The following is a 19,004-nucleotide window of genomic DNA, read 5'->3' on the forward strand; positions in this document are numbered from 1 at the left end:
CGTCGTCCCGTCCTACCGGTCGACGGCGTCTCCCGTGGTGGAGGGCACGAGGCACAGCAGTCGCGTCCGGTCGCGGTCCCGGGCGCGTTCCAGCCGGCTCAGGGCGCGGGGCGTCGCCACGGTCGCGCGGTGCTGCGGTCCGACGGCGAACAGCGGAACCACGGTGCCCGATCCAGCGGTGGCGGCCTCGACGGGCAGCCAGGTCAGCGCCTCCTCGCCGTGGCCCACGGAACGCAAGGTGGCGAGCGTGACGTCCGTGCCGAACGCCCGCCGCCGGGCGGGCATGCGCCGCCGCCACGCGGCGCCGATCCCTTGGACGGTGTCCCCGGCGCGGCCGGGCACGTAGTGCACCCGGCTCGACCCCAGCACCCCGGCGGCGAGTCCCATCGCCACCGCGTTGTGCTCGACCGAGCCGCCGGTCACGACGGCGGAACCGATGCCGGCGTCCGCGAGCATGACGGGCAGCTCGTCGGCGTCGAGTCCTTCGGCGAAGAGGTCGTACGGGCGCTCCTGCTCGGCAGGCTCCGCGACGTCGCCGGTCACCACGACGACGGGGACGCCGGCCTCGGCGAGGCGCGTCGCCAACGGGCGTGCGACGGCCTCGGGGCCGAAGAACGCCACGCCGCCCGGGACCCGGCGACTGACGCCGAGCAGACGCGCCACGACCGGTGAACCGAACCCGTACACGATGCCGGCCCCGATGATGACCGCGAAGGTGACGGGCACGACCGGTCCCGGATCGAGCCCTGCGGCCGACAGGGAGATCGCGTAGGCCGACACGGTGGACGCCGCGACGACGCCCCGGGGCGCCACGGAGGCCACGAAGCCGCGCTCGGCCCGGGTCAGCGAGGTGCGCACCGTGCTGAGGAGCGTGGCCAGCGGACGGGCCGCGAGCACCAGCACGCCGAGCAGGACGAGCGAGGGGACGAGGACCGCACGCAGGTCGTCGAGCTGGATCTGCGCAGCGAGCACGATGAACAACACGCCGATGACGAGGGTTCCGACGGTCTCCCCGAAGGAGCGGACCCGGGAGACGAAGGCCCACCGCTGGTTGGCGAGGACCAGCCCTGTCGTCAGGGTGGCGAACAGTCCCGCCTCGGGAAGCAGCGAGGTGGCCACGACGAAGACGGCGACCGCCATCATGAACGCCACCGGGACCTGCAGGTCGTCGGGCACGAGGAAGTACCGCAGGGAGGCCACGAGCACCATGGCACCGGCGAGACCGACGGCGATGCCGAGGCCGGCCGTGGCGAGGAGCTGGCCGGCCCCCTCGAGGACGGCTCCCGAGGTGACGACGGTCAGCACAGCGACGCCGAGGGCCGCACCGATCGGGTCGAGGAGCGTCCCTTCCCAGGTCAGCAGCTTGCTGAGTGCGGACGACGGACGTGCTTGCGCCAGGATCGGTCCGACGACGGTCGGTCCCGAGACCACGAGGACGGCCCCGAGGAGCACCGCGACGCCCGGTGCGAGCCCGAACACGAGGTAGGACGCCGCGGCGCCGACTGCCCAGGTGACGACCAGCCCGACGGTGACCAGCCGCAGGACGACCGTACGGCTCTGACCGATGTCGGCGAAGCGGAGCGAGAACCCGGCGTCGAAGAGGAGCAGCCCGACCGCGAGGGTGATCAGCGGGTCGAGGCTGTCGCCGAAGAGGGCCGGCGGGTCCACGAGGCCGGTGACCGGACCGGCGAGGATGCCCGCGAACAGCAGCAGCACGATGGCGGGGGCGTGCAGGGTGCGCGCCAGCCACTGGGCGCCGACGCCGAGGGCGACCACGGTACCCACGTTCACGAACACGTCCACGTCGTCCACGACGGATCCCTCCCGGGCCGCGCCGGCAGACGCCGCCGTACTCAGTGAACCGCCGCCCGCGCCCGGGCGCACGGGGACGGGTTCCCGGTCGGTCGCGGTGGCCGGGCCGTGCGGAACCGGGTCAGGCGGCGCGCACGGCGGCGGCGATGTCGCCGGGGGACCCGTGGAAGGGGGTGCCGTGCCCGGGCAGGACCCACGAGGCGCTGAGGTCGGCGAGCCGGTCGAGGGAGGCCAGGGCCGCTGCCGGGTCGTCCGTGAAGGGGGCGGGCTGCGCGCCCTCGCGCCCGGTGAGCACGTGACGGGTCGTGAGGGCGTCGCCGACGAACACGGCGTCCACGGCCGGCACGTGCACGGCGATGCTGCCGGGGGAGTGCCCGGGCAGCCCGACGACGACCGGGCGGCCCGGCAGGTCGAGCGTCTCGCCGTCGGTGACCGTCACGACGTCCTGCACGTACCGGGTCCGCAGCCCGTTCTTGGACAGGCTGTAGGCCAGGAAGCCGACCATCGGGCCGAACCGTGCGGGGCCCATCGGGACCTTCGGCTTCTCCCCGGTGCGCACCCGGTGCGCGTCGGCGTCGTGGACCAGGACCGGGACCCCGGCCTCGCGGCGCAGACGTTCGGCGAAGCCGATGTGGTCGGAGTCCCCGTGCGTGAGCACGACGCCGCGGACGTCGGAGAGCGGGCGGCCGATCGCGTCCAGCTCGCGGTGCAGGTCGCGCCAGTGACCGGGCAGCCCGGCGTCCACGAGCGTGATCCCCTCCGGCAGGTCGACGAGGTACGAGGCGACGATGTCGTTGCCCAGGCGGTGCAGGTGCGGTGCGATCTTCATGGCGGACCTCTCTCGGTTGACATGGCTACGGTACGTAGCCATGATGGCTAAGGTCAATAGCCAAAGGAGGGCGGACGTGCCGACACCCCGACGCACGACGAACGCGCAGGTCGTCGCTGCCGCGCAGGAGGTCCTCGAGTCCGCCGGGCCGGCGGGGCTCACCATGCAGGCCGTCGCCACGCGTGTCGGTGTCCGTGCCCCCTCGCTGTACAAGCGGTTCCACGACCGGGAGGCGTTGGTCGCCGCGGTGAGCCGGGCGTCCGTCGAGGAGCTCGGCCGGTGCCTCGAGGCGGCGGCACCCGAGCTCGAGGCTCTCGCCGTCGCCTACCGCGCCTTCGCCCATGAACGGCCCGAGGCGTTCCGGCTGATCTTCGCCGTCTCGGCCCCGCAGGAGGTCCTGCGGCGCGCAGCGGGGCCCGTCGTGGACGCGTGCGCCCTCGTCGTCGGTGAGGATCACGCGCTCGACGCGGCCCGGCTGTTCACCGCGTGGGCGACCGGGTTCCTGCACATGGAGCTCGCCGGAGCGTTCCGGATGGGTGGGGACATCGACCAGGCCTTCGACTACGGCCTGCGCCACCTCGTGGCCGGACTGCGGGCCTGACCTCGCCCGGCTCGGGGTCGGCGCCCTCGCCACCCCGCACCGGACGCCGGCGTCCGGTCAGCGGGACTCGTCCGGCGAGGACGGCGCATCGGCCGTATGGTCACGGAAAGGCGTCGCTGTCAAAACGGCTCGACAGGCGCAATTCCCTCCATCATCGCCATTCCATAACATGGAAATAGGACGAATATGTGATGGAATCTGAACGGTGTTTCTTCGCGGTTTCGGCGCAACCGCCGCGTTCGTCGCCCGTGATTCTTGGCAGTCTCAGATCCATAACGATCACCTCCAATTCCGGAAAGTGGCATTTTCGGCTGCGGATCGCTGGGTACGGTGTGGCGAACACCACGGACCCTCCGGCGGTGAGGTTGGCCACTCGCAACTCGAGCGGTCGGTCACGCCAGGCGGGGGGCCCTTCCCATGAGGAGGAACCCAGTGAAGATCAGGCGTGCAAGCGCGGCCGTCGCGGCCGTCGCCACCGGCGCACTCCTGCTGTCGGCCTGCTCCAGCCCGGCAGCGGACGACCAGCCGGAGACCGAGGAGTCGATGGCGGAGGAGTCCGCCGACACCGAAGAGATCAGCGACCCCTGCAAGGTCGACACCGGTGTCACCGAGTCCGCGGACGGCGAGATCCAGTACTCCGCCGGCGAGGTCCAGTGGGCGGGCTACAACGGCCTGCTGCCGGACACCTACTCGACGTACAACTCCGTCGTGAATGACCGCATGATGGGCGGCTTCATGTACTTCGGCGTCGACGGCACCATCTGCCAGGACGAGGAGTACGGCACGTTCGAGGCCATCTCCGAGGACCCGCTGCAGGTGGAGTACACCCTCGCGGACGACGCGGTGTGGTCCGACGGCACCCCGATCACCTACGCCGACTACCTGCTCGACTGGGCCACCCAGGCGATCACCGCCGACGGCGCGGTCACCGAGGACGCCTCGGAGGAGCCGCTGTTCAACCACGTCTCCGGCCTGACCCTGGGTGACTACGTCCCCGAGGGCCCGCAGGCGGACTCGCCGGACGCCAAGTCGTTCCAGTACGACTACGAGCGCGTCTACGCCGACTGGCAGCTGAACGTCTCGGGCGCCTTCCCGGCCCACATCGTGGCCGACCAGGCCGGCGTCAGCCTCGAGGAGCTCGTCACGGCCATCGAAGAGGTCGACATGTCGGTCCTCAAGCCGGCGGCCGAGTTCTGGAACACCGGCTGGCTGTCCTCGACCCCGGGCGAGCTGCCCGACCCGGAGACGGTCCCGGTCTCGGGTCCGTACATGCTCAAGGAGGACGGCTGGATCGCCGGTCAGTCCATCACCCTGACGGCCAACGAGAACTACTGGGGCACGCCGCCCGCGACGAAGGAGCTCACCTTCCGCTTCGCCGCCGCGGACACCCACGTGCAGGCGCTGCAGAACGGTGACCTCGACGTCATCGAGCCGCAGGCCACCGTCGACACGATCCCGCAGCTCGAGCAGATCGGCTCGTCCGTCGAGGTCCTCACCGGTCAGACCCTGATCTGGGAGCACCTGGACTACAACTTCGGCGACAGCTCGGTGTTCGCCGACAACCTGGCCGCCCGTGAGGCGTTCGCCTACTGCGTGCCGCGTCAGAAGATCGTCGACGACCTGATCAAGCCGATCGACGAGAACGCGGTCGTCATGAACGCCCGCGAGGTCTTCCCGTACCAGACCGAGAAGTACGACGAGGTCACCGCCGAGTCCTACGACGGCCGTTACGACGAGGTCGACCTGGAGATGGCCACCGAGAAGTTCGAGGAGGCCGGTCTCGAGGAGGGCACCGAGATCCGCATCGGTTACTCCGCGCCGAACCCGCGTCGTGCCGACGAGGTCGCCGCCATCAAGTCGTCGTGCGACCAGGTGGGCTTCAACATCGTCGACGCCGGTGACCCGGAGTTCTTCGCCGCCGGTGGTGCGCTGGAGACCGGTGACTGGGAGATCGCCCTGTTCGCCTGGGCCGGTTCCGGCCAGATCGCCTCCGGCCAGAACATCTACGCCACGGGTCGCCCGCAGAACTTCAGCGGCTACTCGAACGAGACGGTCGACGAGGCCTGGGAGACCCTGGCCTCCACGGTCGACGAGTCGGTCCACCTGGAGCAGACCAAGGTGATCGAGAAGGAGCTGTGGGACTCGCTGTTCGGTATCCCGCTGTTCGCTCACCCGGGTGTCGTCGCGCACTCGGCCGACCTGGAGAACGTCCGCTTCACCGCGGCCCAGGACGGGATCGTCTGGAACGCCGAGCAGTGGTCTCGCGCCTCCTGACGTCCTGACGTCCTGACCGCCTGACAGGCAACGTGTGGGGGCAGGGAAGACCTCCCTGCCCCCACACGCCTGCCTTGACCGTAAAGGGGCACAACGTGCTCAAGTTCATCCTTCGACGCCTGGGGATCTCGTTCCTCGTGCTGTGGGCGGCCTCGCTGCTCATCTTCGTGCTCACGATCAACTCGGGTGACCCCCTGGCAGATCTGCGCGAGTCCAACGCCGAGAACCGAGACAGCCTCATGGCCCTGCGCACCGCGCAGATGGGGCTCGACCAGCCCTGGTACGAGCGGTACCTCGAGTGGCTGTCCGGCGTGGGTGGCTGCTTCACCGGCAGCTGCGACCTCGGGACGACAGTCAACGGCGCCAACGTCCTCGACCTCACCGCGCAGGCCGCCGGTTCGACGCTGCGGCTCGTCACGCTCGCCACGCTGCTGGCGATCGTCGTCGGCATCGCCGCGGGCATCGTCTCGGCGATCCGGCAGTACGCCGGGTTCGACTACACCGTCACCTTCCTCGCCTTCCTCTTCTTCTCGCTGCCCGTCTTCTGGGCGGCGGTGCTCCTCAAGGAGTACGGCGCGATCCGCTTCAACGACTGGATCGCCAGCGGCGACATGGAACCACCGATGATCCTCGGCTTCGCCCTGTTCGCCGGGCTGATCATCCCCGCCGTCCTCGGCGGGCCGTGGCGACGTCGGATCTACACCGGCGCGGCCACCTTCACCTTCGTCGCGGTCCTGCTCTACGTGCTCAACGTCCTGAACTGGTACCGCGCCCCGTTCTTCGGTCTCGGGATGGTGCTGCTGACCTCGCTGGGCGCAGCCGTCCTGGTGACGGCCATCATCGCCGGGCTCGGCAACCGCCGGGTGCTCTACGCGGCGCTGACGACGGCCGTCGTCGGGACGCTGAGCTACCTGCTCTTCAGCGGGATCCTGCTCGAACCGACCTGGCCGCAGCTCATCGGGCTCTTCGTGCTGGCGATCGCGGTGTCGATCGGGATCGGCGCCGCGTGGGGTGGTTACGCCCGCAAGCAGGCGATGTTCATCTCCGCGGTCACCGGGATCATCACCTCCGGTGTGATCGTCTTCGACATCCTGGTGGCGCACTGGGCCGGGTTCCTGCAGCTCAAGTCGCGGCCGATCTCGACGATCGGGTCCCAGACGCCGAACTTCACCGGCGACTTCTGGGAGTCCGTGCTCGACTCGGGACTGCAGCTCATCCTGCCCACGATCGTGCTGACCCTGGTCTCGGTCGCCTCGTACTCCCGGTACACGCGGTCCTCGATGCTCGAGGTCATGAACCAGGACTACGTGCGCACGGCCCGGTCCAAGGGCCTGTCCGAGCGGGCGGTCATCACCAAGCACGCCTTCCGCAACGCGCTGATCCCGATCACCACCATCGTGGCCTTCGACTTCGCGGGCCTCATCGGCGGTGCGATCATCACCGAGCGCGTCTTCGGCTGGCGGGGCATGGGTGCGATGTTCCAGGAGGGGCTGAACCGGGTCGACCCCGACCCGGTGATGGCGTTCTTCCTGGTGACGGGCACCGCGGCGGTGCTGATGAACATGCTCGCCGACATCGCCTACGCCTACCTCGACCCACGGATCCGGCGGTGAGACCCATGACCGGACCCCGTACGCACCACACCTGCGGAGCGCACCATGACTGAACTCCAGAATCCGCCGGCCGAGGAGAAGTCCTACAGCCAGGGCCAGCTCGTGCGGATGCGGTTCTTCCGCCACAAGGGCGCCATCATCTCGATGGTGGTCATGGCGCTCGTGATCCTCGTCGCGTTCACGTCCATCGGTATCGGGCCCATCCCGGGCTGGTGGGACAAGGTGCCCGAGCTGCAGTACCCGAAGATCGACGACGGCTCCCCGACGTGGACGCACCCGTTCGGTCAGGACACGGGCGGCAAGGACTACTTCTCGCTCGTCATGCTGGGCACCCAGAAGTCGCTGATCATCGCCTTCGGGGTGGGGCTCATCTCGACCGTCATCGGGACGCTCGTCGGCGCGCTGGCCGGGTACTTCCGGGGGTGGATCGAGTCGGTGCTCATGCGCATGACCGACCTGCTGCTCGTCATCCCGCTGCTGGTGCTCGCCGCCGTGCTCGGCAAGATGGCCAGCTCCTGGGGCATCTGGGGGTTGACGCTCATGCTCGGCATCGTCACGTGGACCGGGCTCGCCCGGCTCGTGCGCGGCGAGGTGCTCTCCCTGCGGGAGCGTGAGTTCGTCGTGGCGGCCTACGCCGTCGGCACGAGCAGCAGCCGGACGATCTTCAAGCACATCCTGCCCAACGCCATCGGGACGATCATCGTCTCGGCGACGCTGACGATCTCGGCAGCGATCCTGCTCGAGTCGGCGCTCAGCTTCCTCGGGTACGGCGTGCAGGCACCGGACACGTCGCTGGGTCTGCTCATCTCCGAGTACCAGACGGCGTTCACGACGCGCCCGTGGCTCTTCTGGTGGCCGGGACTGATGATCCTCGCCATCGCCCTGAGCGTGAACTTCATCGGCGACGGTCTGCGCGACGCGTTCGACCCCCGCCAGAACAGGACCAAGGCCTGATGACCACCCTCGACCTCTCCTCCGCACCGGACGCCACCATCCCCGGCGAAGCCGTGCTGTCCTTCACCGACCTCGAGGTCACCTTCGGCACCGAGTTCGGCGACGTCCACGCCGTCAAGGGCATCTCCCTCGAGGTGCACCCCGGCGAGGTCGTGGCGCTCGTCGGTGAGTCCGGGTCCGGCAAGTCCGTGACGTCGACGACGGCGCTCGGTCTGCTGCCGGGCAACGCCCGGGTCTCCGGACGTGTCCAGGTCGGCGACCAGGTGGTCGGCGACCTGGACCCGGCGGGTCTGCGCAAGATGCGCGGCAACGACATCGCCATGGTGTTCCAGGAGCCGATGACGGCGCTGAACCCGGTGCTGACGATCGGTGACCAGCTCACCGAGGCGCTGCAGCTGCACGGCATCGCGTTCGGCAAGCAGGCGATGGCCCGAGCGGCCGAGCTGCTCGACATGGTCGGCATCCCCGAACCGCAGCGTCGCCTCAAGCAGTACCCGCACGAGCTCTCGGGCGGGCAGCGGCAGCGTGTCGTCATCGCGATGGCGATCTCCTGCGACCCGAAGGTGATCATCGCCGACGAGCCGACCACCGCGCTCGACGTCACCGTGCAGGCCGACATCCTCGACCTGCTGCGGTCGCTGAAGGACAAGCTCGACACGGGCATCCTGCTCATCACCCACAACATGGGCGTGGTGGCCGACATGGCCGACCGCGTCGCCGTGATGTACAAGGGCGACATCGTCGAGACCGGCAGCGCCCACCAGGTGCTGACCGACCCGCAGCACGACTACACCAAGCGTCTGCTCAAGGCCGTGCCGCACCTCGGCGAGGGCAAGGGGCAGGACGACGAGGCGGTGGTCCGCTCCGCGGACACCGAGGACGCCGGCGGGAGCACGCCGGCCCTCGAGCTCGACCAGCTCGTCATCGAGTACCACCGGCTCGGCAAGCCGCCGTTCCGGGCCGTCGACGACGTCTCGTTCACCGTCGGCGCGGGGGAGATCGTCGGTCTCGTGGGCGAGTCCGGGTCGGGCAAGTCCACGATCGCCAAGTGTGCTCTCGGGCTCATCCCCGCGCGGTCCGGTTCCGTGCGCATCCTCGGCGAGGACTTCGGCGCGCTGCGCAAGAAGGAGCTCAAGGACCTGCGCCGTCGCATCGGCGTCGTGTTCCAGGACCCGGCGGCCTCGATCAACCCCCGCTTCCCCGTGGGCGAGGCCATCAACGAGCCGCTCGCCGTGCACAAGATCGGTGACCCCGCCTCGCGCGAGAAGCGGGTCATGGAGCTGCTCGACGCCGTCGAGCTGCCGCGGTCGTACTACAACCGGTACCCGCACGAGCTGTCCGGCGGGCAGCGCCAGCGCGTCAGCATCGCTCGCGCCCTCACGCTCGAACCGGAGCTGATGGTCGCGGACGAGCCGACGTCGGCGCTGGACGTGTCGGTGCAGGCGTCGGTGCTGGAGATGTTCCTCTCGCTGCAGCGCGAGTTCGGGTTCGCCTGCCTCTTCGTCAGCCACGACCTGGCCGTCATCGACCTCCTGGCCCACCAGGTGGTCGTGATGCAGGAGGGGCGCATCGTGGAGAAGGGCACCCGGGACGAGGTGCTGCGCTCACCGCGCGAGGAGTACACCAAGCGGCTGCTCGCCGCGGCTCCGGTGCCGGACCCGGACGAGCAGCGGCAGCGCCGGGAGGACAGGCACCGGCTGCTGGCCGAGTTCGGCGACGAGGTCGCCGAGATCCGGCTGCGCGACCAGGCCTGACCGCTCGCCATGGTGCGCACCGCGTGGCGGCGTGCCGTCGCGCACCGCGGCCTCCTCGCCCTCGTCACCCTGCTCGTGGCCGCGATCGCGGCCACGAGCGGGGTGACCGCGGGAGCGGTCGCCGCCACGACGACGGACGCCGCCCGGGCGGCCCTCGGCGGCGGCTCGACGGCGTCGCTGCAGGTGACGACCCGACTCGCCGAGGACCCGGCGGCCCAGGACGCCCGGGTGCGCTCCACGGTCGCCGACCTGTTCGGCGACGCGCCGCTGCGCATCGACCGCGCCGAACGCCCCGACGGTGACGACACCCCGTTCGTCGAGTGGACCCTCGTCCCCGTCGTCGGCGAGGTCCTGCCCGCGGACCTGGCCGGGTTCGCCGCGGGCGGTAGCACGCTCCACGGTGCGCTGCGCGCCGCCGACGCCGTGGCCGTCCGCGGCCTGACCGTCGAGGGGGACCTGGCGCAGCGCGCGGCCGCCGAGCAGGAGGCCCAGGCCGCCGCCCGGGCGGTGCTCACGGTGCCGGTTGCGCTGCTGGCCCTCGTCGCCCTGGTCGCGCTGGTGCAGGTCGCACGCCTGCTCGCCCAGGCGCGGGAGCGGGAGACCGAGATCCTCGTCGCGCGCGGCGCCGACGGCCGGCAGATCACCGCCGCCGCCGGCCTCGAGGCACTCGTCGTCTGCCTGGGGGCCGCCACGCTCGGGACCGCGGCGGCCGCGGCCGCGCTGGCCGCGACCGGGTCGCCCCCGCCGGCGTCGACGGTGCTGGTGGCCGGCGGCGTGCTCACCGCGTTCGCCGGGACCACCGTGCTCACCGTCGTGACCGGCACCCGGGCCCGAGCGGTCGCGGGCCGCCGGGTCGCCGACCGGTCGGGGCGGCTGCGGCGCGCCGCGACGGCAGGCACGGTCGTCGGTGTCGGGCTGCTCGCTGCCGCGAGCACGTGGCGGCTGGTCGACCTGGGGTCGCCGCTCGTGGTCGCCGACGGCGGCACGACCTGGGACCCCCTCGCCGCCGCCGGACCGGCCGTGGCCCTGTCCGCGCTCGGACTGCTCACGCTGGCTCTCCTCGGCCCGGCCGCGCGGGCCGCGGCCCGACTGGCCGCGCGGCGCGACGGGGCCACCGCGGTGCTGGCCTCGCGGCAGGTGTCCCGTGCTCTGGGGGTCGCCGCGGTCCCGGTGGTGCTGCTGGTGCTCGCCGGGGGAGCGTCCGTCCTGGCCGCCGCCTATGCCGGCACGGCTCCGCAGGCCCGCGCCGACCTGGCCGCGCAACGGCTCGGCACCGACGTCCGGGCCGTCGTGGCGCCGGGTGCACGGCTCGCGCCGGGCCGGCCCCCGGTGCGGACCGAGCCGCTCGCCCGGACGGAGGGGGCGGCGGGAGCGATGCCCGTGCTGGCCGAGGACGCGACCGTCCAGGGAGATCCGCTCGGGCTGCTCGCGACCCCGGTCGGGGCCGTCCACGGGGTCGTCCGCCCGGCGTCCGCGGCCGACGCGACCACCCCGCTGCGCGGTCCGGACCCCTTCGCCGGCGCGCCGTCGCTGCCGGAGGGTGTCACCGCGCTGGAGGTCGACGCGGCGGGGCTCGCGATCGCCGACACGTCGCTGCTGGCTCCCCTCTACCAGGGTCGCGTGGACCCGACCCTGGACGTGGCCGTGACGCTGTGGGTCGCCGACGCGACCGGCAGCCTGACGATGCTCGACGCCGGTCGCCTCGAGCTCGGGGAGGAGCCGGTCGACGAACGGCTGGACGTGCCGTTGCCCGAGGGCCTCGCCGCCGCCGACGACCTGCGGCTGGCCGCCGTCGAGTGGGACGTCGACGGGGTCCTGGTGCCGACGGACGCCACGGTCGCGGTGCGTGGCGTCGACGCCCGGACCGCCGAGGGCAGCACCCCGCTCGACCTCGCCGGCACGGCCTGGTCCCGCGCGGGCACGGCACCGGCCGTCACGGACGGGGACGTCCTGGGTGCGGAGCTGACCCTGGAGGAGCGGGACGGGACGTGGTTGCGCCTGGTGGCCCACGACGGGACGGCCGCCCCGGGGGCCACCGCCCGCCCGGTCGTGCCCGCTGTGCTCACCCGTGCCGCGGCGCAGCGGTGGGACGCCGCCGTCGGTGAGGAGCTGGAGATCACGCTGACCGGGACCGAGGTCGTCCTGCAGGTCGCCGGGACCACGGACGTCGTGCCCGGCCGGCCGACGGCGGAGGCGGCCTGGGTCGACCTGGGCCGTCTGGACGCCGTGCTGCTGGCCACGACCGGCCAGCTGCCCCGGCCCGCCGAGGCGTGGGTGGGCGCTGCCCGCCCGGAGGACCCCGCCGCGGTCGGGGACCTGGCGCAGGCCGTCGAGGGCGCCCTGGGTGGTGCCGGTGGGGCGGACGGGACCGAGGTGCGGACAGCCGCCGACGTCATCGGGTCCGACGGCGGCTCCCCGGTCCGGCTCGCCATGGTCCTCGCCGCCGCCGGTGCGACGGCTCTCGCGGTCCTGGGGCTCGCGGTCGTCGCCGCGGCGACGTCCGCCGCCCGCCGGCACGAGGTCGTGGTGCTGCGCGCCCTCGGCGTCGGTCCGCGGTCCCAGGGGCGGGGGCGCGCCGTCGAGCTCGTCGTCCTCGGCGCGGTGGGGCTCGGCGCCGGGGTCCTGGCCGGGGCCGCGGTGGCGGCGGTCACCGTGCCCGGTCTCGCGCACGCCGTGGTCCGCGGCGGCGTCGTCCCCGACCTCGTCATCAGCCCCGGCGTGCTCGCGCCGCTGCTCGCCACGGCCGCGCTCGGGGTCGTCCTCGTGGCGGGTGCGGTCTCGTCGCGGGTCGCCGCCCAGGCGCGGGACACCGCCTACCGGACGGAGGTGCGATGAGCCTGCTCCTGCTGGTGCGTCGTCACCTGCGGACCGCCGCCGGTGCGACCGCCGCCCTCGTCGCGGTCACCGTGCTGGCCGCCGGCACGCTCTCGGCGGTGCCGCGCGCGGTGGCGGCCGTGCACGCCGACCAGCTCGCCCACGTGACGGCGCAGTCGTCCCCCCTCGCCGCCGACCTCATCGCCACGACCCCGGCCTTCCCCGGGTACGGGGAGGGGTACGAGACGTACGGCGGCGTGCACCGCGAGGAGACCGGCGACGACGACGCGGGTGTGGTGCCGCCGGAACCGGACCTGGACGGCTACCTGGCCGCGCTGCAGGACGTGGCGGCCGACCAGCCCGCGCCGCTGTCCGCCGTCCTCGGTGCTCCCGACCTGCTCGTGGCGGCGGACCGCACGGTCGTGGAGCGGGTCGACGGCAACGACGTCGCGCAGCCGGGCGTCGTGCCGCAGGCCGGGCCGTCCGCTCCGGAGCACGTGGAGGTCGTCGACGGACGGTGGCCGCAGGTGACGCGCGTGCCGTCCGACACGGCGCAGCTGCTGCCCGGTTCGGACGGTGTCGTCGAGTTCGAGCCGGACCCGATGGAGGTGGCGGTCTCGACCGCCGTCGCCGCCGAGCTCGACTGGACGCTCGGGTCGGTGCACGCCACCGGCGAGCCGCTCCTGCCGCCGCTGCGGGTGGTCGGCCTGTGGGAGCCCCGGGACGGTGCCGCCGACTACTGGACCCACGTGCCGCGCACGACCACTCCCGAGATCGTCTTCGACCCGAACATCGGCAAGATCGTCACAGCGGGCGTGTTCGCCGACCCCGCGACGCTGGGTGCGTGGGTGGACGCCCCGTCGACGCGGATCTGGTACCCGGTCGACACCTCCGACGTCTCGGCCCAGGGCGCGCCGGCGCTGCTGTCCCAGCTGCGGGGTCTGACGGCGCGGAGCACCACCGTCGTCGAGGGGGACGCCGCGGTGCTCGAACCGGCGTCCGGCCTGCTCGACGTGCTCGAGACGACCCTGGGGCAACGGGCAGGGGTCGACGCGATCGTCACGGTGCTCGCGGTCGGTCCGCTGGGGGCCCTGGTGGCCGTCCTGGTGCTGGCCGCCGGCCTGGTGGTCGACCGGCGGCGTCCGACCCTCGCGCTGCTGCGGGCGCGGGGTGCCTCGATGACCGGGGTCCGTGCCGTGGTGGCGCTGGAGGGTGCGGTCGTCGGGCTGCCCGCCGCTACCGTCGGGCTGGCCGTGGGGCTCCTCGTCGTGCCCGGTGAGGTGACGGTCGGTCAGCTGGCGGCGACGGCCGCGTGCGGGGTCGCCCCGGCGCTCGTCCTGGCCGCCGTCACCCCGGCCGCCGGGCTGCGCGCCGCCCGCGCGGACCTCGGGACGGTCCCGGCACGGCGCCGGCGGGCCCGCCTCGGCGTGGAGGTCGCGGTCGTGGCGGCGGCCGCGGGGACGTCGTGGCTGGCGGTCGACCGCGGCGTCGTCGCGTCCGGTGCGGGGGCCGGCACCACCGGCGTCGACCCCCTCCTGGCCGTGGCGCCGCTGCTGGTGGGCGTCGCCGTCGCCCTGCTCACGCTGCGCCTCGTGCCGCCCGTGGTGCGCGCCGCCGAGCGGGTCACAGCGCGACGACCGGGGATCGTGCCGTTCCTGGGTGCGGCGCGTGTGCGGCGCGACCCGGCCGGAGGTCCGTTGCCGGCGGTCGCGCTCGTGCTCGCCGTCGGGGTCGCGATGTCGTCGCTCGTGTTGTCCGGCACCGTGCGCCAGGCGATCACCGAGGAGGCCTGGAGCGAGGTCGGGGGAGACCTGCGGGTCGCGGGCCCCGTCGTCGGCGCCGAGACCGTGCCCGCGCTCGAGGCCGTCGCGCAGGTCGACGCGGCGGCGTCCCTGGCCGACGCCGGCCGCTACCCGCTGGGCCGCGTCGGCAGCGGCACGCCGGTGACGGTCTGGACGACGGACACCGACGCCCTGGGACGCGTCCAGCGCGAGGTCCCGGGTGCCCCGAGCGGCCTGGACCGGCTCTCGACACCCGACGACGGCCGGCTCCCCGTCGTCGCGGCCGGGAACGCCGCGAGCGGACCGACCGAGGGGCAGGTGCTGTCCGGACCCGGCGGTGCCCGCGTGGAGATCGTCGTGGTCGACCGCGTCGACGCGCTGCCAGGCCTGCCCCCGTCGTCGGGTGCGCTGCTCGTGGACACAGCGCTCGCCGGGGAGCTGGCCGGGATCGAGCCGGGTACCGCACGACTCGCGCTGCTCGGCCTGGCCGACGGCACGGACCGCGCCGGCCGGGACCGGGTCGAGGCGGAGATCGCCGCTCTGCTGCCGACCGCCGTGGTCGACGACCCCCGGGCGGGGGAGCGGGCGCTGCTCGCCGCGCCGGCCACCGGCGGCCTGGCGGCGGCGTTCACCGTCGCCGTGGTGCTCTCGGTGGCGCTGTGCGTCGCCACCGTGGCGCTCATGCTCGTGCTCGGCACTCCCGCGCGCAGCCGGGTGCTCGCGGTGCTGCGCACCCTCGGCCTGCCCCGGCGCGCCGAGCGGGGACTCGTGGCCTGGGAGGTCGGCCCGTGGGCCGGCGCCGCGCTGCTGGCCGGCGGCGTGGTCGGCCTCGCGGTGCCGGCGCTGGTGGTCGCCGTGGTCGACCTGACACCGCTGACCGGGGGTGACGGTGCCCCGGCGCTGGTCGTGGACCCGTGGGGCCCGGTCGCGCTGGCGGCCGGGCTGCTGGCCGCCGTCGCGGCGGGGACGTCGCTGGTGCGGATCACCGGCCGGGGCCGCGGGACCGACGCGTGGCGGACGGCGACGGACTGACGAGGGAGAGGACGGACGATGAGCGAGATCCTGTGCCGCGGTCTGGTGCGCATCTTCGCCACCGACGGCGTGGAGGTGCAGGCCCTCCAGGGCCTGGACCTGGTGGTCGAGGCCGGCGACCTGGTGGCCGTGGTCGGCGCCTCCGGGTCCGGGAAGTCCACGCTGCTGGGCATCCTGTCCGGTCTGGACACGCCGACCGGGGGCTCCGCCGTCGTGGCGGGCACCGATCTGCTGACGATGGGACGTCGTGACCGGGTCACCTACCAGCGCCGGACGGTCGGCTTCGTCTGGCAGCAGACCTCCCGCAACCTGCTGCCGTACCTGACCGCGGCCGAGAACGTCCGCCTCGTGCTCGACCTCGGTGGCGGCTCCCGGTCGGAGCGGGCCGAGCGCACGACCGAGCTCCTCGACCTGCTGCAGGTGGCCGACGTCGCCGACCGGTACCCGGCCGAGATGTCCGGCGGGCAGCAGCAGCGGGTGGCGATCGCGGTGGCCGTGGCCAACCGGCCCCGGGTGCTGCTGGCCGACGAGCCGACGGGGGAGCTCGACGAGGCCACCAGCGCGGACGTGCTGGAGGCGCTCCGGGCCGTGAACGCGGCCACGGGCACCACGACCCTCATCGTCACCCACGACCCGGCGGTGTCGGAGCACGTGGCCCGCACCGTGCAGATCCGTGACGGCCGGACCTCCACGGAGGTGCTGCGCCGTACCGCGACGGACGCGGACGGCGTGCAGCGGGACGTCGCCGAGGAGTTCGCCGTGCTGGACCGCGTCGGCCGCCTGCAGCTGCCGCACGACGTGGTCGAGACGCTCGAGCTGCGCGACCGGGTCCGGCTGCGGCTCCGGGACGACCACGTGCAGGTCCGGCCGGACCGTGACCCGACGGGGGAGAGGCAGTGATGACGACGCCGGTGGTGCGGACCGAGGACGTCCGCCGTACGTTCGGCCGGGGTGCCGGCGAGGTGCACGCGCTGCGCGGGGTCTCCGTCGCCGTCGCGCCGGGCGAGCTCCTGGTGGTGCGGGGCCCGTCGGGCTCGGGCAAGACGACGCTGCTCAACGTGCTCGGCGGCCTGGACCGCCCGACGTCGGGCCGGGTGTGGCTCGACGACCGCGAGCTGACCGCGATGGACGAGGACACGGTGCTCGCCCTGCGCCGGGACGAGATCGGCTACGTCTTCCAGTCGTTCGGCCTGCTCCCGGTGCTCTCGGCGGCGGAGAACGTCGAGGTCCCCCTGCGCCTGCGCCGGGTCCCGGCCGCCGACCGGACGCGACGGGTGGCCGACGCGCTGGACCGGGTCGGCCTGGCGGATCACGCCGACCAGCGGCCCTACGAGCTCTCCGGCGGGCAGCAGCAGCGGGTGGGCATCGCCCGCGCCCTGGTGGCCGCGCCGCGGGTGCTGCTGGCGGACGAACCCACCGGTCAGCTCGACACGGCGACCGGTCGCCGGGTGATGGACGTCCTCGCGGAGCTCGTGCACGCCGAGGGCGTCGCGGCGGTGGTCACGACCCACGACCCGGAGCTGGTCCGGCGGGCCGACCGGGTCGTGGACCTGCACGACGGAGCGGTCGACGTCACCCTGTGAGGTGCGTCACATTCCGGTGCCACGGGGTGCATGGGAACGCTCCCAGATGTACGCCACGTTCCGATCAGGTCACGATCGCGCCATCAATTCCGGCAGATGGTGACCGGGGCCACGATCCAGGGGTTAGGCTCCTTGGCGCATCTTGTGCTGCGGGAGCGGATCAGCTCCCGCCCCCCTCGCTGCCGGAGCATCCCTCCGGTGGCGTGCACACCAACTCAGGAGGACACGTGACACCTCGAGGACGTTTGGCAGGCATCGGGGCCTTCACCCTGGCCTCGGCCCTGCTTCTCTCCGCCTGCGGCGGCTCCGGAAGCTCCGAGGAAGGCGACTCGACCGCATCGGGCGACGGCGAGAGCGCCGGCATCGTCTCGATCAGCAGCGGTGAGCCGCAGAACCCGCTGACCCCGGGTATGACCAACGAGGTCTACGGCGGTCTGGTCGTCAAGAACATCTACTCCGGCCTCGTCTACTACACGGCGGACGGCGCGATCGAGAACGAGGTCGCCGAGTCCATCGAGTCGGAGGACAACAAGACCTGGACGATCACCATCCAGGACGGCTGGACCTTCTCGGACGGCACGCCCGTCACGGCGAGCAGCTTCGTCGACGCGTGGAAGTACGTCGCGAACCTGGACAACGCCCAGAACCAGCAGTACTTCTTCAACGGCTTCGAGGGCTTCAGCTTCGAGGAGCCCTCCGACATCGCCGTCGAGGTCGTCGACGACCTGACCTTCACGGCCGAGCTGTCGGAGCCCGCGTCGGACTTCCCGCTGTGGGTGGGCTACTCGGCGTTCAACCCGATGCCGGAGGCCTTCTTCGAGGACCCCGAGGGCTTCGGTGAGGACCCGATCGGCAACGGCCCCTACGAGCTCGAGTCGTGGGAGAACGACAGCCTCATCACGCTCGTGCCCCGCGAGGGCTACGAGGGTCCGCGCCAGCCGGCCAACGGCGGGCTCGAGATGGTCGCGTACGTCGAGGAGGACACGGCGTACAACGACATGCTCGACGGCAACCTCGACGTGCTGCCGAACGTGCCGTCGTCGGCCTTCGCCACCTTCGAGGACGACCTCGGTGAGCGTGCCGTCAACCAGCCGGCCGCGGTGATCCAGGTCATCAACGTGCCCGAGTGGCGCGAGGAGTTCCAGGGTGAGGCCGGCGTCATGCGTCGCAAGGCCATCTCCATGGCGATCGACCGCCAGACCATCACCGAGCAGCTCTACGGCGGTGCTCGTACCCCGGCGAAGGACTTCACCTCCCCGGTCATCGACGGCTACTCCGAGGACATCCCGGGCTCCGAGATCCTCGAGTACGACCCCGAGGCCGCCAAGGAGATGTGGGACGAGGCCGAGGACATGGACCCGATCGGCGACTACACGCTGCAGATCTCGTCCAACGCCGACTCCGACCACCAGGACTGGATCGACGCGGCGTGCAACACCATCCGCGCCGACCTGGAGATCGGTTGCGAGTTCGCGCCGTACACCACGTTCGACGAGTTCCTCGACGCGCGTGACAACGAGACGGTCGAGGGCATCTTCCGCGGTGGTTGGCAGGCCGACTGGCCGTCGATGAGCAACTTCCTGGGGCCGATCTACGGCACCGGGGCCGGCTCGAACGACATGAACTACTCGAACGAGGAGTTCGACGCCAAGCTCGCCGAGGCGGCCGCCGCCGAGGACCAGGAGACCGCCGTCGAGCTGTACAAGGAGGCCCAGGAGATCCTGTTCCAGGACGTCCCGGGTATCCCGCTCTGGTACCAGAACGCGACCGGCGGCTACGCCGAGACCGTCGAGAACGTCGAGTTCGGCTGGGACAGCGACCCGATCCTGTACCAGATCACCAAGGAGTGATCCACCGCTGACACGGACGGGGCACCCGCCTCGGGTGCCTCGTCCGTCGTCTGTTTTCGAGTAGTCGACCCGATCCGGTACGGTCTGCGTCGACCACTCGTCGCGAG

12 protein-coding genes are annotated in these 19,004 nt (G+C 72.6%); 10 read left to right on the forward strand and 2 right to left on the reverse strand.

What is annotated here, in order from left to right; translation table 11 throughout:
• Nucleotides 1-12: 12 nt before the first annotated feature.
• Complete coding sequence (locus Q6349_RS06885; protein WP_304603444.1) at nt 13-1,812, reverse strand: sodium:proton antiporter; 1,800 nt, start codon at nt 1,810-1,812, stop codon at nt 13-15.
• A 121-nt stretch (nt 1,813-1,933) separates the two neighbouring features.
• Nucleotides 1,934-2,641, reverse strand: coding sequence for an MBL fold metallo-hydrolase (locus Q6349_RS06890; protein WP_304603445.1), 708 nt, complete (start codon nt 2,639-2,641; stop codon nt 1,934-1,936).
• Nucleotides 2,642-2,717: 76 nt separating this feature from the next.
• On the opposite strand from Q6349_RS06890, the gene Q6349_RS06895 reads away from it, so the two are divergent.
• The 10 genes from Q6349_RS06895 to Q6349_RS06940 all read left to right on the forward strand — a co-directional run bounded on the left by Q6349_RS06895 (nt 2,718) and on the right by Q6349_RS06940 (nt 18,897).
• The gene (locus Q6349_RS06895; protein ID WP_304603446.1) at nt 2,718-3,242 is read left to right on the forward strand and encodes a TetR/AcrR family transcriptional regulator; all 525 of its coding nucleotides are present in this window, start codon (nt 2,718-2,720) and stop codon (nt 3,240-3,242) included.
• Between the two features lie 432 nt (nt 3,243-3,674).
• Entirely contained in the window at nt 3,675-5,516 is a 1,842-nt protein-coding gene (locus tag Q6349_RS06900) for an ABC transporter substrate-binding protein (RefSeq protein WP_304603447.1), read from the forward strand.
• Nucleotides 5,517-5,611: 95 nt separating this feature from the next.
• A complete protein-coding gene (locus Q6349_RS06905) occupies nt 5,612-7,129 on the forward strand; it encodes an ABC transporter permease (protein WP_304603448.1) in 1,518 nt (505 codons plus the stop codon).
• Between the two features lie 45 nt (nt 7,130-7,174).
• Nucleotides 7,175-8,083 carry an ABC transporter permease gene (locus tag Q6349_RS06910; RefSeq protein ID WP_304603449.1) on the forward strand — a complete coding sequence of 303 codons (909 nt, stop codon included), beginning with the start codon at nt 7,175-7,177 and terminating at the stop codon, nt 8,081-8,083.
• On the forward strand, nt 8,083-9,837 hold the full coding sequence (locus tag Q6349_RS06915) for an ABC transporter ATP-binding protein (RefSeq protein WP_304603450.1): 1,755 nt from the start codon (nt 8,083-8,085) through the stop codon (nt 9,835-9,837). The genes Q6349_RS06910 and Q6349_RS06915 overlap by 1 nt, the downstream gene beginning before the upstream one ends.
• Nucleotides 9,838-9,846: 9 nt before the next feature.
• Nucleotides 9,847-12,672 carry an FtsX-like permease family protein gene (locus tag Q6349_RS06920; protein ID WP_304603451.1) on the forward strand — a complete coding sequence of 942 codons (2,826 nt, stop codon included), beginning with the start codon at nt 9,847-9,849 and terminating at the stop codon, nt 12,670-12,672.
• A complete protein-coding gene (locus tag Q6349_RS06925) occupies nt 12,669-15,464 on the forward strand; it encodes an FtsX-like permease family protein (protein ID WP_304603452.1) in 2,796 nt (931 codons plus the stop codon). The genes Q6349_RS06920 and Q6349_RS06925 overlap by 4 nt, the downstream gene beginning before the upstream one ends.
• Before the next feature lie 18 nt (nt 15,465-15,482).
• Entirely contained in the window at nt 15,483-16,364 is an 882-nt protein-coding gene (locus Q6349_RS06930) for an ABC transporter ATP-binding protein (RefSeq protein WP_304603453.1), read from the forward strand.
• On the forward strand, nt 16,364-17,047 hold the full coding sequence (locus Q6349_RS06935) for an ABC transporter ATP-binding protein (protein WP_304603454.1): 684 nt from the start codon (nt 16,364-16,366) through the stop codon (nt 17,045-17,047). Before Q6349_RS06930 ends, Q6349_RS06935 begins: the two co-directional genes overlap by 1 nt.
• Before the next feature lie 245 nt (nt 17,048-17,292).
• A complete protein-coding gene (locus Q6349_RS06940) occupies nt 17,293-18,897 on the forward strand; it encodes an ABC transporter substrate-binding protein (protein ID WP_304603455.1) in 1,605 nt (534 codons plus the stop codon).
• Nucleotides 18,898-19,004: the final 107 nt, after the last annotated feature.

The sequence above is a fragment of the Isoptericola sp. 178 genome, from assembly GCF_030586525.1.
Classification (GTDB): Bacteria; Actinomycetota; Actinomycetes; order Actinomycetales; family Cellulomonadaceae; genus Isoptericola; species Isoptericola sediminis.